The sequence below is a fragment of the Pseudomonas sp. UBA5666 genome (assembly GCF_002420785.1).
In the GTDB taxonomy this organism is placed as follows: Bacteria; Pseudomonadota; Gammaproteobacteria; order Pseudomonadales; family Pseudomonadaceae; genus Aquipseudomonas; species Aquipseudomonas fulva.
In genome coordinates, this window is the sequence record NZ_DIIQ01000048.1 from 61,895 (window position 1) to 85,857 (window position 23,963).

The window sequence follows — 23,963 nt, forward strand, 5'->3', positions numbered from 1 at the left end:
GGAGCAGGGGGATCAATGTACCGTCAGGCGTTGCTGCACACAGGCTTGAGCCTGAAGGGCTAGCTCATCCAGACGCTCGTCCCGACGCTGTTCGGCCTCGATCATGGCGTCCTCGCCGTGCTGGTTCAGCAGATAGGTGTGGATTTGCATGACTTCGGTGGTCTGGTAGATGGGCGCGATGTCCAGGCGCCCGATCAGCGCATCACCGCCCTGACCGGTACTGCTCATCAGTACCTGTGGGCCGTTGGCCGAGACGGCTTGCATGCCCATGACTTCGAACCACGGCACCTGATGGGCAAAGGCATTCAACTCGATGTACCTGTACTGAGCCTGCAGGTCGGCCAGCAAGGCGCGCGCGACCCCCTTGCGGCGGTACGTGGGCGCTACAGCGAGAAAAGCCAGGGCGCAGGCCTGGTCGTCGTTGTCGGCGGGCAATGCCAGAGCGAAGCCCAGTAACTGATCCGGGGCATCGGCATCGAGCGCCAGCGTCAGGGCAACGCGCAGCCCGCGGGTGCCATCGAGTGCTTGCAGGTACTGGTGTACCTCCATGCCTACACCGTATTGGTACAACGGGTACAACGGGTTGTCAGGCGTAATGGCGACACTACTCAGCTCACCCACCTCGTGGATGACCAGTTCCCGGATCTGGTTCTGGAACGACTCGGGTGGCACGCTGGACAGGCGGCTCAGGATGTACATCGGCAAACAGGCTCCGGCGAATGGAATACAGCCCGCAGCATGAGTGCGCGGGCTGTACAGTCTACCCGTTTTTGCCGTTATCGCCGTCGGCGCGCAGGGCGTAGAGCATCAAGTCCAGGTTCTGCACGGCAGCCCCGGCAGCCCCTTTGCCCAGGTTGTCGAAGACGGCGGTCAACAGCACCTGGCCGTGCGAGGGGTTGGCGTACAGGGCCAGGCGCAGATCATCGGTCCCGTTGAGCGCCTGGGGGTCGAGCCGCTCGGCTGTGCCCTGGGTTTGCAGCGGCATCACCTTCACGTGGCGGGCGCCCTGGTAGTGCTGCTCCAGACACGCCTGCAACTGCTGCGCGCTGACCCGGCCGGGCAGCATGCGCAGGTGCAGGGCGATGCTGAGGACGATGCCCTGGCGATAGGCGCCATAGGCGGGCATGAACATGGGACGGGCCGATAGGCCGGCGTGGACCTGGATCTCGGGCACATGCTTGTGCGCCAGATCCAGCCCGTACATGAGCACGGCCGAGGCGTCGCTATTGTCCTGCTGCTCATGCTGCTGCACCGCTGCGCGCCCGCCGCCGGAATAGCCCGAGATGGCATGGATGGCCAGCGGGTAGTCGGCAGGTACCAAGCCTGCCGCGATCAAGGGGCCGAGCAGTGCGATCGCGCCCGTCGGGTAGCAGCCAGGGTTGCTGACCCGGGTACTTTGGCCGATATGCGCAGCCTGGTCACGATTCAGTTCGGCGAAACCGTAGGTCCAACCTGGCGCGGTACGGTGGGCTGAGCTGGCATCGATCACCCGCACCCCGGGATTGTCGATCACGCTCACCGCTTCGCGTGCAGCGTCATCGGGCAAACAGAGGATGGCGATGTCGGCACGGTTGATGGCCTCGCTGCGGCACTTGAGGTCCTTGCGCTGGGCGTCGGCAAGTGTCAGCAGGCGCAGGTCCTTGCGATCGTGCAGGCGGGCATGGATTTGCAGCCCGGTGGTGCCTTGATCGCCATCGATGAAGACAAGAGGTAGATGCATGTTCACGTGTCCAAGCCAGTAGGTCGGACACCAGCGTCGCTCAAGCCAGACGTAAAGAAAATTTACATTTCATGACCGGGACGTTCAGCTATTCTGAACCTTTCGACGTTTAGCTCAAGGAAACCGTGGCACTGTGCGTGAAATAAGCCTTGACCGCCTGCGGACGCTGGTGGTGATCAGTCAGCTAGGGTCTTTTGCGGCGGCAGCCCGTCAGCTCAATCTGGCACCCCCCACCATCAGCCTGCACGTGGCCGAGCTGGAGTCGCGGGTGGGCGCTTCGCTGCTGACCCGCACACGCGGCCAGGTTCGGCCGACAGCCATTGGCGAAACCCTTCTGGTGCGCGCCAGGCGCCTGCTTGCCGATGCCGAACTGGCCCTGGATGAGGTGCGCAATCAAGTGCAAGGCCTGACAGGGCGTGTGCGGCTTGGCGCATCGACAGGGGCCATCGCGCACCTGCTGCCCGAGGCGCTTGAGCACCTGCGCATTGATCACCCGGGCATCGATGTGCAGGTGCAGGTCCTCACTTCCCAGGCGTCCCTGGTGCAGTTGCGTGAAGGGCTGCTGGACATCGGCCTGGTGGCCTTGCCACAAGTGGCGGGCAAGGGCCTGGCGGTCACTGCTTGGCGCCGAGACCCCATCCTGGCTTACATGCCGGCTGACTGGCAGCCGCCGGCAGCTGTCACGCCTCAGTGGTTGGCCGAGCGCCCTTTGATCCTCAATGACAGCAGCACGCAGTTGTCGCGGGTCTGCTCCGAATGGTTCGCAGCGGCCGGGCTGCACCCACAGCCACGCATCGAACTGAACTACAACGACGCGATCAAGCGCCTGGTGAGTGCCGGGTACGGTGCCACGTTGCTGCCGCAGGAGGGTGAGGTAACGGAGGCAGACCCACGTCTGGTCTGTCGACCCTTGAGGCCTGGGTTGTGGCGGCAGTTGGGGATCGCCTGCCGGGACGCCAGGCAGGATAAGGCTACTCACTATGTGCTTCAGGCATTGGAGCGGCTGAGTCAGTAGCGTGGGCAGGCGCAGCAGCGGTCAATGCTGGGGATGACGGGTTGAGCAATGCCGAAAACGGGCAGGGCGCAAGTATCTGCGCCATGGGCTAAGCAGGCGGGGCCGCGATGGGCTGCGCCGCAGCCCCAGGCGTTCAGCCCGAATCGTCAATACAAGCCTTAGAACCAGCGATCGCTCTTTTTCCGCCCACGGGTCAAGGCCGGTAGAATGAGACCGACCAACAAGCCCGCCCCTGCGATGCTGCCGCCATACACCATGTAGCGCATCATCACCTGCTTGTTCTCGTCACCCAGGCGCGCCTGGGCATCGCGAAGGTTCGACTGGCTCTGGTCCAGTTGCTCGTTCAAGTCCTTGTTGCGCGCCTGGAGTTCGTCGACCAGTTGCTTGCGCGAATCCAGGGTTTCCTGCATGCCCTGCACCCGGTTCTTCCAGCTGTCATCGATGGTCTTCAATTGCCCTGTCAATTCGGCCACCTTGGCATCGAGCTCAGGCAAGCGCTCATTCTGGCCAGGCACTGACTGCAGATCACTGGAGAGGATCCACACCACATCACCGTTTTGTCCACGGACCTGGCTGTAGTTGCCCTGGGTACCGATCAGCGTCAGCGGCTGCCCGGACTTCAGCGTACCGACGATACGGTGGCCGTCTGTCGGACCACTGCGTACGTAGGTGCTGAGGCTGTCACTGACCCAGCGGGCATCGCTGGCTGGCGTCTCGGCGTGCGCGGGCGTGACGAGCGCCAGGGCGCTGGCAAGCAGACCGCCGCGCAGGGCAGGGAGGGCAAAGGCAGTTAGGCGGGAGTCGGGCATTTTGGGGTCTTCGCTGAAGCTGGACAAATGTAGGCCGATGAATGGGCCGCGAACCGGTCGGGTAGTGAACCGTCAGCCAAAGACCGTTTTTTTGTAAGCTGGTTCACCGTTGGCGTCGCGAAAAGTCTTCAACATGTTGCGCAAATGGATGAGGTGCGGGGCAGGGTCAACCAGGCATTCTTTCTGTACACCGGTTCGATTGGTAAACCTGAGCGCGGCAATGGGGCCTGCCTGGGTCTAGCAGGCGTCGCCCCTGGAATGGAAAACTGATGCCGTTCGTTCCCTGGCTGCAGCCCAACCCTGGCCGGCATCGAACCAGGCGACTCTACCTTGCTGAAGGTCATTCATGAGCGCTGCGCTCATTCGGCTGGAAGGCGTTGACGATATTGCGTCGGTCGCTGGGGCTGCGAAACTGGCACTTTTACCAGTTTCGCGGGTAGGCATCAGAGCGCCCGATCTGGCGACCTCATGATTCGGTCAGCTCTTTGGTTGCAACAGCTTTCACCGAGGCTTTCTTTTCCTGAACGACGATGTAGAACTCTTCGCCATGCTTGACGGCGCCATACAACACAGCTTTTTCGATCAGCTCGGTACCGCGAAGGTGGCGCAGCATCATGGGGTCCTTGCGCAGGTCGCGATAAAGCGCCAGACACAGCAGCACCATGACCAGTACGAAGGGCAGGGCCACCACGATGGTCAGGTTTTGCAGCCCGGTCAGGGCTTTGTCCGGCGCGCTGGGATCACCGATGGCCAGCATGATGGCTGCGACCGTGCCGGTGAGCGCTCCCCAGAAAATCACCGTGCGTCGTGAAGGGGAGGTGGTGCCATGTTCGGACAGCGTCCCCATGACCAGTGATGCTGCGTCGGCACCGGAAACGAAGAAAATACCGACCAGGATCATCACCAGCACCGAAGTGGCGGAGGCCAAAGGGTAACTGGCGAGCAATTGGTACAGCGCATGGTTGCTGTTGACGGCACCGTTAGCCAGCACGAAGGCGCCTTCGCGCAAGGCGTCGATGGCCGCTCCGCCGAAGATGGTGAACCACGCCAGGCTGACCAGGCTTGGCACCAGCAGTACCCCGGTGACGAATTGGCGAATGGTGCGGCCACGGCTGATACGGGCGATGAACATGCCGACGAAAGGCGTCCAGGAGATCCACCACGCCCAGTAGAACACCGTCCAGCCGGCCAGCCAGGCGTTCATGGGTTCGCCGCCGCTGGCGTTGGTGCGCGCCATCATTTCCGGCAGCATCTTGATGTAGATACCGATCGATGTCGGCAGCAGGTTGAGCATCAGCAGGGTAGGCCCGACCAGAAACACGAACACGGCGAGCACAAGTGCAAGCACCATGTTGGTATTGGACAGCCACTGGATACCCTTGCCGATGCCCGACACGGCTGAGGTGACGAAGGCGATGGTCAGCACGGTGATCAGTGCGATGTAGAACAGCTTGCCGGGGTGCTCGATCCAGCCGTTGTATTCAAGGCCACCTGCAATTTGCAGCGCCCCAAGCCCCAGCGATGCGGCCGAGCCGAACAGCGTGGCAAAGATTGCCATCATGTCGATCAGCCGGCCGAGCGGGCCATTGGCGTGCTTGCCGATCAAGGGCCTGAAGGCTGCGGATATCAGTTGGGAGCGGCCGCGCCGAAAAGTGCCATAGGCGATGGCGAGCCCGACGATGGCATACATCGCCCAAGGGTGCAGCGTCCAGTGAAACAGGGTGGTGGCCATGGCCACCTGCATCGCTTCGCTCGACTGACCAGTGGTCGAGCCCGGCGGCGGGGAAACGTAGTGCGACAACGGCTCGGCCACGCCGAAGAACATCAGGCCGATGCCCATGCCGGCGCTGAACATCATCGCCACCCACGACACCGTTCGAAATTCGGGCAGTTCCCCGTCCCGGCCCAGCGGCACACGACCATAACGACTGGCAGCCAACCACAGTACGAACACGACGAACACTGTCGAGGTCAGCACGAAGAACCAGCCGAAGTTGAGAATGACCCACGACTGCGCACTGGACGCGCTGCTAGCCAAATTGACTTGGTTGAGGAAACCCCACAGCACGAACGCGATGGCCAGCAGGCTGGTGAAACCGAACACGACCCAGTCGAGCTTGCCCTCCAGGCGCCTGTCCTGTCGGGCTTCGTCCGTTTTGGAGGGATCGGTCACGCCAAGATCGGGTGTCTCTGCGAAGTGTTCCTTTGCCATGAAGTTGAAGCCCTGTGTGACGTGCCTGCTGAAACAGGCTTGTTGTTGTAGGGGGGAGCGCGTGGTGGCGTTCTCGGCAGGGTGGTTTGCCGGGCGATTATCCTGCGCACCAAATCCCGCTGCCTGTCCCGGTTGCGCCCTGGGGCTTCCATTGCGCGACCTGCTGGTCACTTTTAGTTCCTGGGCGGATGACCCTTTCTGTGTCGTGTTCTGTTAACCTGATCGACATCACCCGGGCCTGCTTGTCCGAGTAGCGTGGACACGCTGCTGCTCGTGGCCTGGGCCGCATCAGGAAACGGAGATTCGTCAACATGGCCACTGATCGTGTGAGCCTGATTCATTTCGATAAATTGAGCATGAGCCCCGCCGCTGCCGATCGCTTCCAGCAGGCACTCGACGCCCTGGAGACACTGAAACTGCAGGATCGCTATGTCTACCTCATCGCGCCTTATCTGGGTGATATCGCCGACGCCTCCGATGCGGACCAATTAGCCACTGCCGTCGAGCAAGGCCTGCGTGTGGTCGACGAACTGCTGAGCGGCAAGTCGGTTACCAAGGCCAAAGCCGACGAGGTGCGCGAGGTGTTCCAGCGGGCCGGTGAGCGCGCGCGGGTAGAGCTGACCGCCTGAAGCAGGTTTTACGTCCAGTGCCCAGCGTAGGGAACGAGGAATCACAGCGTCGTCTGCCGGAGTTCTTGCATGATCAAGGGTTTGGTTGGCCTGTTGTGCCTCGGGCTGTTGCCATCGTTGGCAATGGCTGCCGAGCCGTGTAAACGCCTGACCGCTACCGGAAATCCGGAATACCCACCTTACCTTTGGCATGACCCCCTCGACCCGCAACACCTGGTTGGGGCCAATGCCGATCTGGTCACCCACCTGGCCAACAGCCTTGGCCTCGAAATCGACGTCCTCTATGTAGGCCCTTGGTCCAGAGCCCAGGAAGAGGTTCGCACCGGCAGAATCGACTTGATGGCCGGCTACTTCATCACCGACGCTCGCCGGCAGCAGATGGACTACATTCTGCCAGCATTTCTCTACACGCCGAGCGTGATCTGGGCTCGTCAGGGGCATGGCTTCGTCTACGGGCAATGGTCGGATCTGCAGGGCCTCAAGGGCGGAACGCTGGTCAATAACAGTCACGGTCAACAGTTCGATGCCTATGCCAGGCAGCACCTGATGCTCGAAGCGGTGCCCAGCGCCAGGCAGGCTTTCGAAAAGCTGATGCACGGGCGCAGTGACTATGTGATCTATGAGCAGTACCCGGGCATGGCCCTGGCGCGCACCTTGGGCATCGACCAGCAGGTGCTGATCCTGCAGCCGCCTGTCTCCAGCGAAGGCCTGTACCTGGCCCTGTCCAAGGCTTCGCCGTGCAACCAGCCGGCGCTGCGCGAAGCCTTGGGCCGGGCGATGCAGCAGCTCAACGCGCAGGATGTACCGCAGCAGTTGCTCAGACTCAACCTGCAACGCAGCCGCTAAGGCCTTCCCATGCTCGACGGCGTGGCATGCCTCAGCGCATTTGCAGGATGATCGGGCTGGGGCTGGCAGGGTCGGTATCGTTGCGCAGCTTGGCCACGGCCGCCGCTTTCACGGCGTTGCCGTGGTTACCCCAGGCACTTCGGGTATAGCTCAACACCTCTGCTATTTCCTGATCGCTCAATTGTGCACGCATGGCGGGCATGCGGTAGGCATCGGGCCTGCCATCGGCCACGGCCCGCTGCGACCCGTTCAGGGTGATGTTGATGGCCGAGGCAGCCTCCTTGGCGAGCAAGGAAGTGGCACCAGCCAGGGGCGGCATCCACTCGCCCTGGCCCTTGCCATCCATGCCGTGGCAGGTGGCGCAGCGTGCCATGTAAGTGCGTACGCCTGGGCGCTCCAGCTGCGCGAGTGTGGGCTCGGGCTGATACTGCCAGGGTTTGCCATCACGGGATGGGTCGCCGGGCAGCGCCTTGAGGTAATGGGCGATGGCCTGTAGATCGCCATCGGTCATGAACTGCGTAGAGTTGTTGAATGCCTCGGTCATCGAGCCGAAGACCACGGCATGTCGATTGCGACCGGTCTTGAGAAACTGCACCACCTCAGTCTCGTTCCAGCGCCCGAGGCCGGTGTTGGGATCATTGCGCAAACTTGGCGCGTACCAGCCATCGAGCAAGGCGCCTGCGAGGTACGCCGTGCCCGAGTCATCAAAGGCTTTTTCATTGAAGGCCAGGCCGCGGGGGGTATGGCAACTGCCGCAGTGCCCCGGTCCCTGCACGATGTAGGCGCCGCGATTCCACAGTGTGTTCTTGTCGTTCTTCGCCAAGTACGGGCTGGCAGGGGCGAAGGCTCCGTTCCACAGGGCAATGGGCCAGCGCAGGTTCAATGGCCAGGGTATGTCGACAGGCTTGTTCGGCTGCCGTGCTGGCTGAACACTGCGCATGAAGAATGCGTACAGCGCTCGTACGTCATCGTCGCTGAGTTTGGCATAGGAGGGGTAGGGCATGGCGGGGTAAAGGCGGCGGCCACCAGGCGCCACACCGTGGCGCACGGCCCGGTCGAAATCGGCCAGCGAGTAGGCGCCGATGCCTGTTTCTTTGTCAGGGGTGATGTTGGTAGCGTGGATCGTGCCAAGCGGCGTTGCCATTTCGAGCCCACCTGCCATGGGCGGGTTATCAGGCACGCTGTGGCAGGCGACGCAATCGCCCAGCCGTGCGACGTATTCCCCGCGTCGGATCAATGCCAGGTCGTCGGTGGCGCGTGCCTGCTCATCAGCGAACGGCGAGGCAGGTTCTCGGGTGACGTACCAACCGGCCAAGCCAGCGACGACCGCGCAGGGCAGCAACAGCCAGCCGAGGGTTCTAGCAGTACGAGGGTTCATGGCGGCGTCCTTGTCGGTCAGCTGAAGGTATGACGGCTCATGGGCAGGCTGCGAACCCGCTGTCCGGTCAGCTGGGCCACGGCATTGGCCACTGCCGGTGCTACCGCGGGCAAAGGTGGCTCGCCGATACCGCCCATCTTCGCGCCGCTTTCAACGATGCGTACATGCACCCGGGCCATGCGCGCAGGCGGCAGGATTGGGTACAGGTCATAGTTGCGCGCACGCGGCATGCCATCGACGTATACCGCTTCCTCGACCAGCGTCTGCGACAACCCCAAGGCAACCGCGCCATTGACCTGGTGCTCGATGATGGCCGGGTTGACGATGCTACCCGGATCGATCGCCTGCCAGATGTCGTGGACCTTCACGTGGCCATCTTCGATGGAGACCTCGGCGATCACGGCCGCTTCGGACCCGAAAGGGGACGCCATCGCCAAGCCCCGGGCCCGCCGCGTGCCATCCTCGGCAGTGAAAGGCCCGCGTTTCCAGCCACCTGAAAGCTCGACGACCGCTTGCAGTAACTGGGTCAGGCGTGGGTTGTCTCGCAGCAGGTGTTGACGCAGGGCCAGAGGGTCCTGGCCCCCTTTGTCCGCCAGCTCATCCAGGAAGGACTCATAGAAGAAATCGTTGAGCGAGTTACCCACCGACCGCCAATAGCCGAGCATGGCCGGGCCCTTGACGTACACCTGTGCAATGCGCTTGTTGGCAATGGCATAGGCTTTGCCCGATAGCCCCTCCAATGCCGTGGGGTCTACCTTTTCACCTTGTTTGCCGGCCAGGGCTTCAGTGGGGCCCTCCGTGGCGCTGACCGCTTCCAGGACCACCGGCAAGCCTTCGGCATCGAGCCCGGCCCGGAACTTGACCGCGGCGACTGGGCGTAGCACATCGCGCAAGAACTCTTCCTCGCGGCTCCAGATCAGCTTGACGGGTTGGCCTACCGCCTTGGCCAGCGCGATGGCCTGCGGGTAGGGGTTGGCCGACTCATACAGGAAGTGCCGACCGAAGAAGCCCCCCAGCAGTGGCGAATGCAGCGTGATCTGGTCGGGTGGCAGTCCGGTGCGCTTGGCAATGTCATCGCGGAACATGTCGGGCGCCTGGTTGGGCAGCCAGACCTCCAGTGTGCCGTCGGGATTGAAGCGGGCAAGGGCAGAAGGGGGTTCCAACTGGGCATGGTTCAGGTACTGGTTGTGGTAGCTGGCTTCTACAGTGGTCACGGCGTTGTCCAGCGCGCTTGCCACATCTCCGGCCGTTTCCTCATCACGGGCCGGACCTGTAGCATCGGCCAGGTGCTGGAGCCAGCCGTCGCTGGAGAAATCCGCCGGCATGGCCCTTACGGTGGAGTCTGCGGCCGGCTCCAGCCACTCCACTTGCAGCGCCTCGACAGCACGCTTGGCGTGCCACCACCGCGGCGCAACCACGGCAACAGCCCCGGGCAGGCGATGTACCGAATGCACGCCCTTCATGGCAGACACCTGTGCCTCATTGCGCACTTGGCCCACCGTCATGCCCAGGCGAGGGGCATGCTGCACGGCTGCGTGAAGCATGCCTGGCACGCTGATATCGATGCAGTACAAGGCCTTGCCGGTGGACTTGTCGTACGCATCCAACCGCCGAACCGGTTTGCCGATCCAGCGAAACTGGGCAGGATCTCGTAGCTTGACGGTGGCAGGGTCGGGGACCGGCAAGTCCATGGCGCGCTTGGCGAGCTCGCCATAACCGAGTGTGCGCCTTGACGTGGTATGTACTACGGTACCCGGTGTCGTGGTGAGCTCGCTCATCTCGACCCCGAGTTGCTGCGCGGCGGCCTGCAGCAACATCGCCCGCGCCAGTGCGCCCAGACGGCGCATGGTGGGGTAGCTCATGCGTACGGACATGCTGCCGCCGGTGATGCGCATGCCGTTTTCCATCACGACATAGGCTTGGCCGGGTGGGGCGCTGTCCACGACGAAATGAGCGGGATCCACATCCAGCTCCTCGCCAACGATCTGCGCCATGGCGGTAAACGGTCCTTGGCCGCCTTCCATGAACGGACTGAGCAGACGAACCGTGCCATCCGGTCGGATTTCCAGGAACGCCGGTACCTGGGTGCCTCGCTGCGCATCGGCAGCGGCTTGCACACGCGCAACGCCCGTCGGCAGGCCGAAGCCCAGGACCAATGCGCCTGCGGCCGTGCCCACGAGGAAACGGCGGCGCGAAAGATTGACGGTTTCGCCAGCTTGCAACCTATGCAGTTCGGCAACGGGATCAGGAGCGCTCATCAGGCTTTGACTCCCTGCGCCAAGTCATGCATGGCTGCATGGATAGCGTTGTAAGTGCCGCAACGGCACAGGTTGATCATGGCCGCATCGATCTGCTCGGCGCTGGGTGCAGGGGTATGCTTGAGCAGTGCGGTCGCCGCCATCACCTGACCGGACTGGCAATACCCGCATTGCGCGACCTGGTGTTCCACCCAGGCCGCTACCACCCGCTTGCCCACAGGGTCCGCTTCGATCGCCTCGATGGTCGATACCTGTCTGCCAACCACGCCGGACACCGGGGTAACGCAGGCGCGCACCACAACGCCGTCGACCAGCACCGAGCAGGCCCCGCATTGGGCCAGGCCGCAGCCATACTTGGTGCCGGTCATGCCCAGATCGTCGCGGATCACCCACAGCAAGGGCGTGTCGGCATCTGCATCGACCTGGTGGGTCGTGCCGTTGATGTGTAATTCCATGGTTCACCTGCCAGTGATCGGTCTGCGCTGTTCTTGTCGTAATGGTTGGGGGTGCGTTGCCCCGTGCAGAAACGCTAGCACACCGCTGAACCGTTGCCTGCGGCAGGCTGTGCAGATGCAGAGGATCAGGCAAGGATTTCCCCGGAATGCGCAAGCGTGCGCCTGTAGCTGCCGCGTACGACCTTCGGGGAGGATTTCCGCGGTGAAAAACCGGATAATGCCGACCATTGTGTTTTGCACGCTTAAAGTCACGGTAAACCCGCATGGAAATCAAGGTCAATTTTCTCGACAATCTCCGTCTCGAAGCCAAGTTCGACGACTTCACGGTGATCGCCGATCAACCGATCCGCTACAAGGGCGATGGTTCGGCCCCTGGGCCGTTCGACTATTTCCTGGCGTCTTCGGCGCTGTGCGCGGCTTACTTCGTCAAGCTCTACTGCCAGACACGCGGTATTGCGACCGAAAACATTCGCCTGTCGCAGAACAACATCGTCGACCCTGAGAACCGCTACAACCAGGTGTTCAAGATCCAGGTCGAATTGCCCGAAGACATCACTGACAAGGACCGCCAGGGCATCTTGCGTTCAATCGAGCGCTGCACGGTCAAGAAGGTGGTGCAGACCGGTCCGCAATTCGTGATCGAGGTCGTCGACAACCTCGACGCCGATGCCCAGGGTCTGCTGATGCCGGTGGCCGAAACCAGCACGCGCATCCCGGGCAAGGACCTGCCACTGGAACAGACGATTGCCAACATGTCCGGCATCCTGGCCGACCTTGGCATGAAGATCGAAATTGCCTCCTGGCGCAATATCGTGCCTAACGTCTGGTCGCTGCACGTGCGCGATGCGCAGTCGCCCATGTGCTTCACCAATGGCAAAGGCGCTACCAAGGAAGCTGCCCTGGCGTCAGCATTGGGCGAATTCATCGAGCGGCTGAACTGTAATTTCTTCTACAACGACCAGTTCTGGGGAGAGGAGCTGGCCAATGCGGCGTTCGTGCACTACCCGGACGAGCAGTGGTTCAAGCCCGGCCCCCGTGATGCCCTGCCCAGCGAAATCCTCGACGCGCATTGCCTGGCCATCTACAACCCCGATGGCGAACTGCGCGGCTCGCACCTGTACGACACCAACTCGGGCAACACGGCCCGGGGCATCTGCTCACTGCCGTTCGTGCGCCAGTCGGACCAGCAAGTGGTGTACTTCCCATCGAACCTGATCGAGAACCTGTTCCTGAGCAACGGCATGAGCGCGGGCAACACGCTGGCCGAAGCGCAGGTGCAGTGCCTGTCCGAAATCTTCGAGCGAGCGGTCAAGCGTGAAATCCTGGAAGGCGAGCTGTGCCTGCCAGATGTGCCGGACGAGGTGCTGGCGCGCTATCCATCCATCGTCGCGGGTATCCAGGGGCTGGAAGAACAGGGCTTCCCGGTGCTGGTCAAGGATGCCTCGCTGGGCGGTGAATTCCCGGTGATGTGCGTGACCCTGATGAACCCGCGCACCGGTGGTGTGTTCGCCTCGTTCGGTGCGCACCCAAGCCTTGAGGTGGCTTTGGAACGCAGCCTGACGGAACTGCTGCAGGGCCGCAGCTTCGAAGGTTTGAACGACCTGCCGCAGCCCACGTTCGAAAGCCACGCCCTGACCGAGCCGAACAATTTCGTCGAGCACTTCATCGACTCCAGCGGCGTTGTGTCGTGGCGCTTCTTCAGCGCTAAGCCTGACTTCGAGTTCGTCGATTGGGATTTCACTGCCCAGGGCGAAGGTGCCACTGCGCAGGAGGCAGCCACCTTGTTCGGCATCCTCGAAGACCTTGGCAAAGAAGTCTACATGGCCGTGTACGACAACCTTGGGGCGATCGCCTGCCGAATTCTGGTGCCAGGCTATTCGGAAATCTACCCGGTCGAGGACCTGATCTGGGACAACACCAACCGGGCGCTGTCCTTCCGCGCCGACATCCTCAACCTGCACCGCCTGGACAACCGCTCGCTCAAGCTGCTGCTCAAGCGCCTGGATAACTGCGATGTCGACGACTACACCACCATCACCACGCTGATTGGCGTCGAATTCGACGACAACACGGTCTGGGGGCAACTGACTATCCTCGAGCTCAAACTGCTCATTTGCCTGGCCGTGCAGCGCTTCGAGGAGGCCAAGGAACTGGTCGAGGCGTTTTTGCAGTTCAACGACAATACCGTGGAGCGGGGGTTGTTCTACCAGGCGCTTAACGTGGCATTGGAAGTGCAGTTGGACGATGAGCTGGACATGGCCGACTACGAAGTCAATTTCCGCCGCATGTTCGGCAACCCACGGATGGACGCGGTACTGGGCTCGATCGAAGGTAGCGTGCGCTTCTACGGCCTGACCCCGACCAGCATGAAGCTCGAAGGGCTGGATCGCCATTTGCGCCTGATCGACAGCTACAAGAAGCTGCACGCCGCTCGGGCGCGGCTGGCTTGACGTCCTGCAGGCATGCGGGCCTGGATAGGCCGCGCATGCCACACAGGGAGGCGGCTCGGGATTTCTTGCAGGATATTTCAGTGGTGCGTGGCTGAACTATCGGCTCGCCAGGGTGCTCATTTGCTAGGCGCACCCTGCGTATCCCCGTGGGCCGTCTCTCGTCGGCCCTGGTCACTGAACGAAAAGGAGGCACCGTGACCGTATCCGATCCTACCCTGTACCGCTGCAGACCTGGCCCACTGCATGCGTTGTTGTTGGCGGGCACCGTGCCGCTGTTCCTGGGGGCAATGATCAGTGACATTGCCTACTACAACAGCTACCAGATTCAATGGAGCAACTTTGCCGCCTGGCTGATCGCAGGGGGCCTGGTGTTCTGCGGGCTGGCCCTGCTGTTCGCCCTGGCCAACTTGATCAGCGCTCGGCGCAAGGCCGGGCGGCCGACCCTTTATTTCTTGTTGCTGCTGGTGACGTGGGTGCTTGGGTTGGTCAACGCCTTCGAGCACGCCAAGGACGCCTGGGCTGTGATGCCGTCCGGGCTGGTACTGTCGGTAATCGTGACGGTGCTCGCGGTGGTAACGGCGTGGCTTGGCTTGAGCAACCTGCGTTCGGGAGGTGAAGCATGAGAGCGCTGCACGCTGTGAGCTTGTTGTCCCTTTCGCTGTTGCTGGCCGCTTGCGGCGGTGAGGGTGACCCTACCCAGGCCCGTGGGCCCGACCCGAAACTGCCCGAGCCCCAGCGCGGTCTGCTGCCCAGCATGAAGATCGCCGAGCCGGTGGCTTGGGGTCAGCAAAAGCCGACCGTACCCGACGGTTTCAGCGTCACCGCCATCGCCACCGATTTGAAAATCCCGCGTCAGAGCCTGGTGTTGCCCAACGGCGACATCCTGGTGGCAGAGGGGCGCGGCGGCAGCGCTGCCAAACTCAAGCCCAAGGATGTGATCGCCAGCCAGATCAAGGCCAAGGGCAATACCCAGGTCAAGGGCGGCAACCGCTTAACCCTGTTGCGCGATGCCGACGGTGACGGCAAGTATGAGTTGCAGACCGTCTTTGCCGAAAACCTGAATGCGCCCTATGGCCTGGCATTTGCCGATGGCAAGTTGTACGTGGCCAATCAGGATGCGCTGGTGCGCTTCGACTACCGCGACGGCCAGACCAAGGCCGACGGCCCACCGGTCAAACTCACCGACCTGCCAGCCGAGATCAACCATCACTGGACCAAGGCACTGACCATCAGCCCGGACGGCCGCTTCCTCTATGTGGGCATCGGTTCGAACAGCAACATCACCGAGCGGGGCCTTGAGGTCGAGATCGACCGTGCGATGGTGTGGGAAGTCGATGCCCAGACTGGCGCGCATCGCCCCTACGCCACTGGGCTGCGCAACCCCACTGCACTGGCCGTCCAGCCGGGTACCGGGCAGCTCTGGACAGTGGTCAACGAGCGCGATGAACTCGGCCCGGACTTGGTTCCCGATTACCTGACTTCAGTGCGCGAAGGCGGCTTCTACGGCTGGCCTTACAGTTACTGGGGGCAGAATGTCGATGACCGGGTGCGCCCGCAGAACCCTGACAAGGTGGCTGCCGCGATCAAGCCCGACTACAGCCTGGGGTCGCATGTCGCAGCGCTCGGTGTCGACTTCTCCACGGCCGCCATGGGGCAAGGCTTTGCTGAAGGGGTGTTCGTGGGTGAGCACGGAAGCTGGAACAGGCCGAACCCGGTCGGCTACAAGGTCATCTTCGTGCCATTCAGCAACGGCAAGCCGGCGGGAGAACCCATCGATTTCGCCACCGGTTTCAGAGGCGAAGATGGCAAGACGCGTGGGCGGCCGGTGGGTGTGACCGTCGACCCGCGTGGGGCACTGATCATTGCGGACGATCTGGCCAACACCATCTGGCGGGTGACGCGCAACTGATGAATCGGCTACGGGGGCAGGACACATTGCCCCTGTAGCCGACACTCAATGTGAGAGTCACGCGGTGCCTGGGCGAAGACGCGCCAGGTTGCTATTCGCCATACGAATAGTTTGCATCTCAGTTTTCGATTTCCATGCGAGGCATCAATAGCCTCATGCTGAACTCCGTCCTGGTAGCGAGAACGGTCATGTTCAGTAAATCCCTTATATTTGTGCTGTTACCCATTGTTTTAGCGTTGATTGCTGGCGCTGTCCTGCCGTTTCAAGCAGCTGGCAATGCCGCTGCGGGGAAGGCACTCGGTCACTGGCTGTGGGGCGCTTTGCGTCACTTGCCGTCAGCGCGGTGGTCGTTATCACAGCGCTGCTGGTGATGCGGATCCCTGCGCCGGACATCGGCAAAGCCTTGCAAGGGCCTTGGTGGCTCTGGATCGGCGGTGTGTTGGGCGCCCTTTATGTGGCAGGGGCGGCGGCGCTGACGCCCAGGCTTGGGGCGGCAGGCTTTCTGGTGCTGGTGGTGGCAGGGCAGATCGTTACGGCGGTGGTTGCTGATCATTTTGCCATCATGAACCTGCCTGGCAGGCCCCTGGGACTGGCGCGAGTACTTGGGCTAGTTATGATTCTGGCGGGCGTGTGGCTAGTGCAGAGTCAATGGGCGACCAGTACATCCAGCAAAAGCGAGCCCGCAGTACAGTCTTCAAGCCACGATCAGACCTCCGGCTGACAGCACGTCAGCACCGTCTCGCGCAGCCAGCGATGCCCTGCGTCACCGTCTTTGCGGCTGTGCCAGGCTTGCCGGTAATCGATGCAGTCCAGAGGCACCGGCGGGATGAACTCGCGAACCCCTGCATGGGCAGGCAGCGGGGCAACGGCCCGTCGCGCCACGGTAAGAATCAGGTCGGTATCTTTCAACACTTGCACGGCTGCGCTCCAATGGGGCAGTGCAAGGGCAATGTGACGGCGATGACCTTGGGAGGCCAGGGCACGGTCAATCTCATCGAAGGCGTCGGGGCGCGTAGCCACCAGCACATGGGGGCGCGCCAACCACTGGCTCAGGCTCAGTTCGCCCGTGGCCGGCAGCGTCTGCTGGTCAGCCACGCTTACGAAGCGATCGTCAAACAATGACTGGGCGATGATGCCTTGAGGCAGCTCCGGAAAGACCCCCAGTGCCAGATCCAGTTCGCCGTCGAGCAATTGGGCCACCATCGCCTCGCGACTGGCCTGGCTGACCGCCAGGTCGATGCCCGGGGCAACGCGCCGCACATGGCGTAGCAGAGGTGGGAGGATGATCCGTGCGGCGTAGTCCGACAGCGAGAGCCGAAAGCATCGCCGGGCCTGCGTGGCATCGAATTGCGGCGTGCTCAGCAGCCCTTCCAGATCCGCCAATGCGTGTTCCAGCGGCTGTGCCAAGGCCTGAGCCCGCGGGGTGAGCATCATCTTGCCACCCTGACGTACCAGCAAAGGATCATCGAAATGCTCGCGCAGCTGTGCCAGCGCATGGCTGACCGCCGGCTGGCTGCGGTGCAGGCGAATGGCAGCGCGTGTCACATGCCGCTCGGTGAGCAGGGCGTGCAGGGCCAGAAGCAGGTTCAGGTCGATTCTGCGCAATTGATCCATGGTCCGGGCGTCTGATCCGTAAGGGGGCAGGGCCAAGCCTAACAAATGCGCGCCTGTGCCGCTGGCGGCACAACACGACCTTGCCGGCGGTTGCCGTTATACTGCGCACCTGTTCGATTTTTTCCGAGTATTTCGATGGGTCTTTCCGCTACCGCTTCACCTGAACCGCGCCGCCTGGGCGCACCCCTAGTCGCCTTGGGCCTACTGATGGCTGGCGCCTGGTTCCTGGATGTCAACGCAGGCTTCAAGCAGGTGCTGCTTCTGCTGCTGGGGGCTGCGCTGGGCCTGACGTTGTATCACGCCGCCTTCGGTTTCACTTCCGCGTGGCGCGTGTTCATCAATGAGCGGCGTGGCGCCGGCTTGCGCGCACAGATGGTCATGCTGGCACTGGCCGTACTGCTGTTCTTCCCGGCGCTTGCGGCCGGCAACCTGTTCGGCAACCCCGTGACAGGGCTTGTGGCACCGGCCGGGGTGTCCGTCGTGTTCGGGGCTTTCATCTTCGGCATCGGCATGCAGCTGGGGGGCGGCTGCGCGTCGGGCACCTTGTTCACCGTTGGTGGCGGCAATGCCCGAATGCTGGTGACCCTGCTGTTCTTCATCATCGGTTCCGTGACCGCCACGCACCACGCCGACTGGTGGTTTGCTTTGCCATCATTGCCTGCGACCTCGATCGTGCAGGCATGGGGCCTCGTGCCCGCCCTGCTGGTGAGCCTGGGCGTGTTCGGCCTGATCGCCTGGGTCACGGTGCACCTGGAAAAGCGCCGCCACGGTGGGCTTGAACAGCCTGAGCAGCATGGCCGGGCAGGTCTGCAACGCTTTGTACGGGGCCCCTGGCCGTTGGTCTGGGGTGCCGTCGCGTTGGCCGTGCTCAACTATGCCACCCTGGCGCTGGCTGGGCGGCCCTGGGGCATCACCTCGGCCTTCGCCTTGTGGGGCGCAAAGGTGCTGGACAGCCTTGGCGTTCAGGTAAGCAGCTGGGTGTTCTGGCAGGCGCCGGCCAATGCCAAGGCCTTGGCCTCGCCAGTCTGGCAGGATGTAACCACCGTTATGGACCTGGGCATCGTGCTGGGGGCGCTGCTGGCCGCAGGTCTTGCCGGGCGCTTTGCGCCGAGCCTGAAGATCCCGCTGCCGTCACTGATCGCTGCCGTCATTGGCGGCCTGTTACTGGGCTACGGTTCTCGCCTGGCCTACGGCTGCAATATTGGCGCTTATTTCAGCGGTATCGCATCGGGGAGCCTGCACGGCTGGCTATGGCTGATCGCCGCCTACATGGGCAACGTGGTCGGGGTACGGCTACGCCCTGCGTTCTTTGCAGGGGAGCGCCGCGCGACGACCTTGACCGGCTGTTAAGGCAAGGGGCTGGCCGGGTGGTTAACGACTCGGCCAATCAACGTTAGGTTGGGGCTGCTGGACTGATAGTTAACATCAAATATAGTTCTTAACTATCTGATTTAACTAGCTATCTACGTGCCACAGCATGCTGTACACATTGTTCATGGTAGGTTTTGCCGATGGCAGCCGGTGAGAGCCGCGAGCGGCTATTATAGGTTTGCTCGGTGATGCCGAAGGCTGTCATGCGCATCCACGGCTTGGCAAACTTGCGGGCCTGCAGCTTCTTGCGCGCGGTATAGAGCGTCACGCCAGACAACTTGGCTTGTTGGGCCTGGGCTGCAATCTGGGCACCCCACGTGCAGGCTTGGCGATCGTTCTGAGTCAACGATCGCGCGCTGACGCTGAGACCTACCGTCGCCAGCAGGCAGCCCGTTGTAATTGCTAGAATGACTCGCATGTTCCTGTCCTAAGCGCTTGAAGGAGAAGGAAGTTTGCCTAGTCCTTCCGTAGCCAGGGGCCAGCAGTTTGCCTTCAGGCCAGCGCAGCCTTGGCGCCTGTGCTGGCCTGTTCACACAGGCTGTACCCGGCGATAGCCGCTACCCAAACCACCCCCACGCCATAATTAAGCCGCTGGTAAAGCCCGAACAACTCGCCGCTTTGCATGGCTTGGCCCATGAACCCGATGGTGATGATTGCCCCAAGGGTACATACCAGCGAGGTGACCGCCAGGGCGCGAGAGTCCGCGACGCGAGCGCCGAGCCAGACCCACAGGCCACTGGCGAGGGTCAAGGACAAGAACATCAACAGCCCTGACAGGTTGTGCAACTGCTGCGACGTGGAAGGCTGGTCAGGCGCGCAGCCCTGGTCGCAGGCGAACCAACCCGTGCCCAAGCTGCCAACGGCGTGCAGTAGCAACAGTACCGCACTGACCATGGCCAGCCGGGAGCCGCGCCAGCGCCGCGCAATGCCCCAGGCGAACAAGGCGAACAAGAGCGCTAGTGGGAAATTGTTCACCAGCGGGGAGAGGCCATGGGTTGGGGCGCCGACGGCGCCAAGCTGGCTCATTGCCAATTGCAGATGATCATAGCCGGGGTAGGCCATGGCCGTCAGCGAAACGCCCAGAGCCAGCCAAAATGGAATGAGCAAGCCACAGCTCAGCAGTGCTCGGTCGAGCAGTTTCATGCAGACATCCTTCCATGGAAAGCCCGGACCTTAACAAACGGTGTCGTGATAGCACCAGCACCAATAACGTGGCAGCCGTATGTGATCGTACAACTGCCTGCTATCATGACAGCTGTCTTTCAAGGTGAAGCACAGGGCATGTCAGATCTACAACCACCGGCTCGGGCCAGGCGCAAGCCGCGCAGCCTGGCCCAGGAACTGGTCACGGTGCTGACCGAACGCATTCGCAGTGGTCAACTCAAGCGCGGTGACAAGCTGCCGACCGAATCGCAGATCATGGCCGAGGAAGGGGTCAGCCGCACGGTCGTGCGAGAGGCGATCTCGCGCTTGCAAGCCGCCGGGCAGGTGGAAACCCGTCATGGTATCGGTACCTTCGTGCTGGACGCTCCACCGGTTGGGGGGCTGCGCATCGACCCGGCCACGGTGGTGACGCTGCGCGAAGTACTCGCGGTACTGGAGCTGCGCATCGCCCTTGAGATCGAGTCGGCCAGCCTTGCCGCGCAGCGACGCAGCGATGAAGAGCTGGCTGGGATGCGCGCGGCCCTCGATGAGCTCAATGAAGGGGCAGCTCATGCTACCGATGCAGTGTCCGCGGACTTTCAATTCCACCTGCGCATCGCCCAGGCCAGCGGTAATCACTATTTCGCCGACATCATCAACCACCTGGGCACCAGCATCATCCCTCGAACCCGCCTCAATTCTGCCCGCTTGGCCCACGACGACCAGCCCCATTACATGAGCAGGCTGATGCATGAGCACGAAGCGATCTATGAGGCCATTGCACGTCAGGACAGCGAAGGGGCGAAAATGGCCATGCGCATGCACCTGAGCAACAGCCGGGAACGGCTGCGCCAGGCGCATGAGCGGGCACAGGTGAGCGGGGCGTGACACCATCGCCCCAGCCTCCTGGTGTCCCTCATCACGGCTAATGACTCAAGATTGTCCTTCGATCGCTTTATCACTCCACTGGCCATTCACCAGCCGGCGCAACCCCAGCGGGTTGCTGTCGCGCAGCGGCTCTGGCAGCAGCGCCTGCGGGTAGTTCTGATAGCACACCGGCCGTAGGAATCGGTCGATGGCCAACGTGCCGACAGACGTGCCCCGAGCGTCCGAGGTGGCGGGGTACGGGCCGCCGTGGACCATGGCATCGCATAACTCCACCCCGGTGGGGTAGCCGTTCACCAGGATGCGGCCGACCTTTTCCTCCAGCAGCGGTACCAACCAGGCGAACGCAGCAAAGTCTTCAGGCTCGCCGATCAGCGTCGCGGTCAGTTGGCCTCTCAGGCCCTGCAGGGCGCTGCGCAGTTGTACCTCGTCGCGCGCTTGCACCGCTATCGTCGTCGGGCCGAAGACTTCTTCCTGCAAAAGCGGGTCAGACTCCACCAGCAGGCGGGCCTCGGCCTCGAACAGCTGTGCACGTGCCTGCGGGCCTGTCTGCGGCTGGCCGGCCAGGTGCACGATACCGTCATGGGCGTGAAGATGATCCAGCCCACTGGCGTAGCTTCGCAGGCCACCTGCATTGAGCATGGTCTGGCCAGCCTGTTGATCAAGATGGCTGCCCAAGTTCTTGAGCAGTTGGGTGTAAGCGGGCGATTGCAGCCCTATCACCAACCCCGGATTGGTGCAGAACTGTCCAGCCCCCAGGCATACGGAGCCTGCCAGTTCACGCGCAATCGCTTCGCCGCGCTTGGCCAGCGCCCCAGGCAGGACGATCACCGGGTTGATGCTCGACATTTCGGCAAACACCGGGATCGGCTGGGGGCGCTCGGCGGCCATGCGGCACAGGGCATCGCCACCTTTGAGCGAGCCGGTGAAGCCCACCGCCTGGATGGCCGGATGCTTGACCAATGGCTCACCCACGCCTGCCCCGAACACCATGTTGAACACGCCTTTGGGCATGCCGGTACGGGCGGCCGCGCGTTCGATGGCACAACCGACCAGGTCGGCGGTAGCCATGTGGCCGCTGTGCGCTTTGAATACCACCGGGCAACCGGCAGCCAGTGCAGCGGCGGTGTCACCACCGGCGGTAGAGAAGGCCAGGGGGAAGTTGCTCGCGCCGAACACCGCTACAGGTCCAACGCCGATGCGCATCTGCCGCAGGTCCACGCGCGGCAGCGGCTGACGGTCTGGCTGCGCCAGGTCGATACGCGCACCCAGATAGTCGCCTCGGCGCAGCACCTGTGCAAACAGGCGCATCTGACCGCTGGTCCTGCCGCGCTCACCCTGGATCCTGGCTGCTGGTAATGCGGTTTCACGGCAGACGATCGCCACGAAGTCATCGTCGAGCGCATCGAGCTCTGCGGCAATGGCCTCCAGAAATTCGGCGCGCCGTGCCGGTGCCAACTGACGAAACGCTGCGAAAGCGGCCTGTGCGGCTTCGGCCGCCTCGTCCACTTCGCCCTCGGTGGCTTGTACGAAGCCATAGGGCAGGGGCTCACCGGTAGTGGCATCCAAGCTTTGCAGGCGCTGTGTGCCGGCGGCGCTGCGCTGGCCGGCGATGAAGTTGTGGCCAAGAATCTCTGGCATCTGGAACTCCTCAGAAAAAAGGATCAGGTAATGGGTGCGGGATTGAACAGGGTGATGTCGTTGTGCAGGCGGTGTTGCTCAGCCCAGGTGTGCTTGCGCCCGCTGGCCACGTCCAGGTAGTAATGGAACAGCTCCCAGCCCAGCTCTTCGATGGTGCTGCGGCCCGTGGCGATGCGCCCGGCGTCGATGTCGATCAGGTCCGGCCAGCGCTGCGCCAGCTCGGTGCGGGTGCATACCTTCACCACCGGCGCCATTGCCAGGCCGTATGGCGTACCTCGGCCGGTGGTGAACACATGCAGGTTCATCCCGGCGGCCAGTTGCAGGGTGCCGCAGACGAAGTCGCTGGCAGGTGTGGCACAGAAGATGAGCCCCTTGCCATTCACCCGTTCCCCCGGCCCGAGCACACCTTGAATGGCGCCGCTGCCGGACTTGACGATTGAGCCCAATGCTTTCTCGACAATGTTCGACAAACCGCCTTTCTTGTTGCCTGGGGTGGTGTTGGCGCTGCGGTCGGCAGCGCCCTGGTGCAGGTAGCGGTCGTACCAGTCCATTTCGCGTACCAGCGCATCGGCCACCTGCGGATCCTGTGCGCGGGAGGTGAGCATGTAGATGGCGTCGCGTACCTCGGTCACTTCCGAGAACAGCACTGTTGCACCGGCCCGCACGAGCAAGTCTGCCGCGTAGCCAAGCGCCGGGTTGGCGGTGATGCCGGAGAAGGCATCGCTGCCGCCGCACTGCATGCCCAGGATCAGCTCACTGGCCGGCACAGTCTCACGCCTGCGCTTGTCGAGTTTTTTCAGGCGGGTTTCGGCCAGGGCCATGATCTGCTCGATCATTTCCGTGAAGCCCAGGCTTGCGTCCTGCAGACGGTACAGCCAGGGCTCGCTGAGGTCGACCGACAGGTCGTCTTCGTGCATCACTTGGCTGGCCTGGAGCTTTTCACAGCCCAGGCTGATGACCAGCGCTTCGCCACCCAGGTTAGGGTTGCGCGCCAGGTTGCGCACGGTACGGATGGGGATATAGGCATCGCGGGCATTGATGGCCACGCCGCAGCCGTAGCTGTGAGTGAGGGCCACCACATCGTCAACATTCGGATAGCGCGGCAGCAGCTCATTGCGAATGCGCTTGACGGCATGCTCCAGCACCCCGGTGACGCATTGCACGGTGGTAGTGATACCCAGGATGTTGCGGGTGCCGACCGTACCGTCGGCATTGCGGTAGCCTTCGAAGGTATGACCCAGCAGCGGCGGTTTCGGCTGGGGAACTGCATCGCAGCGTGGCAGATCGTCCAGCTCGGGCGGGGCGGGCATGTCCAGCTGACCCTCCTGCACCCAGCTGCCTTGGCGCAGGTCCTCCAGGGCATAGCCGATCACCTGTCCATAGCGCCGTACCGCTTGGCCCTTGGCGATGGGCACGGTGGCCACCTTGTGGCTCTGGGGCACGTCTTCTACCAAGGTAAGCCCATCGGCGAACCGGGCCCCTTCGCCCAGGCCGCCGTCGTTGACCACTACCACCACATTGTCATCATCGTGAAGACGGATGTAGCGCGGCGATTCGGAATGTTCGATCAGCTGCATGTTCGGGCCCTATTGTTCAGGTTCTCAGGCTTTTTTTACGTGCGTGCGCAC

General features: G+C 62.7%; 20 protein-coding genes and 1 pseudogene. 9 read left to right on the top strand and 12 right to left on the bottom strand.

The features are described 5' to 3' along the window. Window positions 1-12: 12 nt before the first annotated feature. Together B2Y33_RS21205 and argC are read right to left on the bottom strand one after the other, a co-directional pair. Complete coding sequence (locus B2Y33_RS21205; RefSeq protein ID WP_027914837.1) at window positions 13-699, bottom strand: GNAT family N-acetyltransferase; 687 nt, start codon at window positions 697-699, stop codon at window positions 13-15. Window positions 700-760: 61 nt separating this feature from the next. Next, window positions 761-1,720, bottom strand: a complete 960-nt coding sequence (argC, locus tag B2Y33_RS21210) for an N-acetyl-gamma-glutamyl-phosphate reductase (protein ID WP_206405495.1) — start codon at window positions 1,718-1,720, stop codon at window positions 761-763. Window positions 1,721-1,853: 133 nt separating this feature from the next. Between argC and B2Y33_RS21215 the strand changes: the two genes are divergently transcribed. Then, window positions 1,854-2,735 (top strand): LysR family transcriptional regulator, encoded by an 882-nt coding sequence (locus B2Y33_RS21215; protein ID WP_028686363.1) that lies wholly within the window; start codon window positions 1,854-1,856, stop codon window positions 2,733-2,735. A 158-nt stretch (window positions 2,736-2,893) separates the two neighbouring features. Here B2Y33_RS21215 and B2Y33_RS21220 read toward each other — a convergent pair whose 3' ends face one another. Together B2Y33_RS21220 and B2Y33_RS21225 are read right to left on the bottom strand one after the other, a co-directional pair. Further along, window positions 2,894-3,544 (bottom strand): TIGR04211 family SH3 domain-containing protein, encoded by a 651-nt coding sequence (locus B2Y33_RS21220; protein WP_027914840.1) that lies wholly within the window; start codon window positions 3,542-3,544, stop codon window positions 2,894-2,896. A gap of 466 nt (window positions 3,545-4,010) precedes the next feature. Next, entirely contained in the window at window positions 4,011-5,756 is a 1,746-nt protein-coding gene (locus B2Y33_RS21225) for a BCCT family transporter (protein ID WP_027914841.1), read from the bottom strand. Between the two features lie 311 nt (window positions 5,757-6,067). Here B2Y33_RS21225 and B2Y33_RS21230 point away from each other — a divergent pair, with 311 nt between their 5' ends. Both B2Y33_RS21230 and B2Y33_RS21235 read left to right on the top strand, forming a co-directional pair. Next, the gene (locus tag B2Y33_RS21230; protein ID WP_027914842.1) at window positions 6,068-6,385 is read left to right on the top strand and encodes a hypothetical protein; all 318 of its coding nucleotides are present in this window, start codon (window positions 6,068-6,070) and stop codon (window positions 6,383-6,385) included. A gap of 69 nt (window positions 6,386-6,454) precedes the next feature. After that, window positions 6,455-7,231 (top strand): substrate-binding periplasmic protein, encoded by a 777-nt coding sequence (locus tag B2Y33_RS21235; RefSeq protein WP_027914843.1) that lies wholly within the window; start codon window positions 6,455-6,457, stop codon window positions 7,229-7,231. Between the two features lie 31 nt (window positions 7,232-7,262). Here the strand turns inward: B2Y33_RS21235 and B2Y33_RS21240 are convergent, their stop codons facing one another. The 3 genes from B2Y33_RS21240 to B2Y33_RS21250 are packed head-to-tail and all read right to left on the bottom strand — an operon-like array spanning window position 7,263 to window position 11,322. Continuing rightward, on the bottom strand, window positions 7,263-8,609 hold the full coding sequence (locus B2Y33_RS21240) for a c-type cytochrome (RefSeq protein ID WP_132578706.1): 1,347 nt from the start codon (window positions 8,607-8,609) through the stop codon (window positions 7,263-7,265). A 17-nt stretch (window positions 8,610-8,626) separates the two neighbouring features. Then, window positions 8,627-10,867: a xanthine dehydrogenase family protein molybdopterin-binding subunit gene (locus tag B2Y33_RS21245; protein ID WP_206405496.1), complete on the bottom strand. Its 2,241-nt coding sequence runs from the start codon at window positions 10,865-10,867 to the stop codon at window positions 8,627-8,629. Beyond that, window positions 10,867-11,322, bottom strand: a complete 456-nt coding sequence (locus B2Y33_RS21250) for a (2Fe-2S)-binding protein (RefSeq protein WP_027914846.1) — start codon at window positions 11,320-11,322, stop codon at window positions 10,867-10,869. The genes B2Y33_RS21245 and B2Y33_RS21250 overlap by 1 nt, the downstream gene beginning before the upstream one ends. A gap of 263 nt (window positions 11,323-11,585) precedes the next feature. On the opposite strand from B2Y33_RS21250, the gene B2Y33_RS21255 reads away from it, so the two are divergent. The 4 genes and pseudogenes from B2Y33_RS21255 (at window position 11,586) to B2Y33_RS21270 (ending at window position 16,402) form a co-directional block, all read left to right on the top strand. Further along, window positions 11,586-13,772, top strand: coding sequence for an OsmC domain/YcaO domain-containing protein (locus B2Y33_RS21255; RefSeq protein ID WP_088523435.1), 2,187 nt, complete (start codon window positions 11,586-11,588; stop codon window positions 13,770-13,772). A 194-nt stretch (window positions 13,773-13,966) separates the two neighbouring features. Continuing rightward, the gene (locus B2Y33_RS21260; RefSeq protein ID WP_027914848.1) at window positions 13,967-14,395 is read left to right on the top strand and encodes a DUF2231 domain-containing protein; all 429 of its coding nucleotides are present in this window, start codon (window positions 13,967-13,969) and stop codon (window positions 14,393-14,395) included. After that, window positions 14,392-15,681, top strand: a complete 1,290-nt coding sequence (locus B2Y33_RS21265; protein WP_027914849.1) for a PQQ-dependent sugar dehydrogenase — start codon at window positions 14,392-14,394, stop codon at window positions 15,679-15,681. Before B2Y33_RS21260 ends, B2Y33_RS21265 begins: the two co-directional genes overlap by 4 nt. 188 nt (window positions 15,682-15,869) lie before the next feature. Then, a pseudogene (locus tag B2Y33_RS21270) lies at window positions 15,870-16,402 on the top strand (DMT family transporter). Here the strand turns inward: B2Y33_RS21270 and B2Y33_RS21275 are convergent. Beyond that, window positions 16,387-17,295 carry a LysR family transcriptional regulator gene (locus B2Y33_RS21275; RefSeq protein ID WP_049695873.1) on the bottom strand — a complete coding sequence of 303 codons (909 nt, stop codon included), beginning with the start codon at window positions 17,293-17,295 and terminating at the stop codon, window positions 16,387-16,389. The pseudogene B2Y33_RS21270 and the gene B2Y33_RS21275 sit on opposite strands and share 16 nt — an antisense overlap. A gap of 135 nt (window positions 17,296-17,430) precedes the next feature. On the opposite strand from B2Y33_RS21275, the gene B2Y33_RS21280 reads away from it, so the two are divergent. Beyond that, window positions 17,431-18,645: a YeeE/YedE family protein gene (locus tag B2Y33_RS21280; RefSeq protein WP_027914852.1), complete on the top strand. Its 1,215-nt coding sequence runs from the start codon at window positions 17,431-17,433 to the stop codon at window positions 18,643-18,645. A gap of 109 nt (window positions 18,646-18,754) precedes the next feature. Here B2Y33_RS21280 and B2Y33_RS21285 read toward each other — a convergent pair whose 3' ends face one another. Both B2Y33_RS21285 and B2Y33_RS21290 read right to left on the bottom strand, forming a co-directional pair. After that, on the bottom strand, window positions 18,755-19,084 hold the full coding sequence (locus B2Y33_RS21285) for a hypothetical protein (RefSeq protein WP_088523431.1): 330 nt from the start codon (window positions 19,082-19,084) through the stop codon (window positions 18,755-18,757). 74 nt (window positions 19,085-19,158) lie between these two features. Beyond that, window positions 19,159-19,809 (bottom strand): DUF998 domain-containing protein, encoded by a 651-nt coding sequence (locus B2Y33_RS21290; protein ID WP_206405497.1) that lies wholly within the window; start codon window positions 19,807-19,809, stop codon window positions 19,159-19,161. 138 nt (window positions 19,810-19,947) lie between these two features. Here B2Y33_RS21290 and B2Y33_RS21295 point away from each other — a divergent pair, with 138 nt between their 5' ends. Further along, on the top strand, window positions 19,948-20,697 hold the full coding sequence (locus B2Y33_RS21295) for a FadR/GntR family transcriptional regulator (protein WP_027914855.1): 750 nt from the start codon (window positions 19,948-19,950) through the stop codon (window positions 20,695-20,697). Window positions 20,698-20,742: 45 nt separating this feature from the next. Here B2Y33_RS21295 and B2Y33_RS21300 read toward each other — a convergent pair whose 3' ends face one another. Together B2Y33_RS21300 and garD are read right to left on the bottom strand one after the other, a co-directional pair. Beyond that, the gene (locus B2Y33_RS21300) at window positions 20,743-22,335 is read right to left on the bottom strand and encodes an aldehyde dehydrogenase (NADP(+)) (RefSeq protein WP_206405498.1); all 1,593 of its coding nucleotides are present in this window, start codon (window positions 22,333-22,335) and stop codon (window positions 20,743-20,745) included. Between the two features lie 23 nt (window positions 22,336-22,358). After that, complete coding sequence (gene garD, locus B2Y33_RS21305; protein WP_206405499.1) at window positions 22,359-23,912, bottom strand: galactarate dehydratase; 1,554 nt, start codon at window positions 23,910-23,912, stop codon at window positions 22,359-22,361. Window positions 23,913-23,963: the final 51 nt, after the last annotated feature.

Bases quoted from the DNA above. Each gene is read 5' to 3' on its own strand.
- B2Y33_RS21205 (WP_027914837.1), bottom strand. From the start codon at position 699: ATGTACATCCTGAGCCGCCTGTCCAGCGTGCCACCCGAGTCGTTCCAG.
- argC (WP_206405495.1), bottom strand. From the start codon at position 1,720: ATGCATCTACCTCTTGTCTTCATCGATGGCGATCAAGGCACCACCGGG.
- B2Y33_RS21220 (WP_027914840.1), bottom strand. From the start codon at position 3,544: ATGCCCGACTCCCGCCTAACTGCCTTTGCCCTCCCTGCCCTGCGCGGC.
- B2Y33_RS21225 (WP_027914841.1), bottom strand. From the start codon at position 5,756: ATGGCAAAGGAACACTTCGCAGAGACACCCGATCTTGGCGTGACCGAT.
- B2Y33_RS21230 (WP_027914842.1), top strand. From the start codon at position 6,068: ATGGCCACTGATCGTGTGAGCCTGATTCATTTCGATAAATTGAGCATG.
- B2Y33_RS21235 (WP_027914843.1), top strand. From the start codon at position 6,455: ATGATCAAGGGTTTGGTTGGCCTGTTGTGCCTCGGGCTGTTGCCATCG.
- B2Y33_RS21240 (WP_132578706.1), bottom strand. From the start codon at position 8,609: ATGAACCCTCGTACTGCTAGAACCCTCGGCTGGCTGTTGCTGCCCTGC.
- B2Y33_RS21245 (WP_206405496.1), bottom strand. From the start codon at position 10,867: ATGAGCGCTCCTGATCCCGTTGCCGAACTGCATAGGTTGCAAGCTGGC.
- B2Y33_RS21250 (WP_027914846.1), bottom strand. From the start codon at position 11,322: ATGGAATTACACATCAACGGCACGACCCACCAGGTCGATGCAGATGCC.
- B2Y33_RS21255 (WP_088523435.1), top strand. From the start codon at position 11,586: ATGGAAATCAAGGTCAATTTTCTCGACAATCTCCGTCTCGAAGCCAAG.
- B2Y33_RS21265 (WP_027914849.1), top strand. From the start codon at position 14,392: ATGAGAGCGCTGCACGCTGTGAGCTTGTTGTCCCTTTCGCTGTTGCTG.
- B2Y33_RS21275 (WP_049695873.1), bottom strand. From the start codon at position 17,295: ATGGATCAATTGCGCAGAATCGACCTGAACCTGCTTCTGGCCCTGCAC.
- B2Y33_RS21280 (WP_027914852.1), top strand. From the start codon at position 17,431: ATGGGTCTTTCCGCTACCGCTTCACCTGAACCGCGCCGCCTGGGCGCA.
- B2Y33_RS21285 (WP_088523431.1), bottom strand. From the start codon at position 19,084: ATGCGAGTCATTCTAGCAATTACAACGGGCTGCCTGCTGGCGACGGTA.
- B2Y33_RS21290 (WP_206405497.1), bottom strand. From the start codon at position 19,809: ATGAAACTGCTCGACCGAGCACTGCTGAGCTGTGGCTTGCTCATTCCA.
- B2Y33_RS21295 (WP_027914855.1), top strand. From the start codon at position 19,948: ATGTCAGATCTACAACCACCGGCTCGGGCCAGGCGCAAGCCGCGCAGC.
- B2Y33_RS21300 (WP_206405498.1), bottom strand. From the start codon at position 22,335: ATGCCAGAGATTCTTGGCCACAACTTCATCGCCGGCCAGCGCAGCGCC.
- garD (WP_206405499.1), bottom strand. From the start codon at position 23,912: ATGCAGCTGATCGAACATTCCGAATCGCCGCGCTACATCCGTCTTCAC.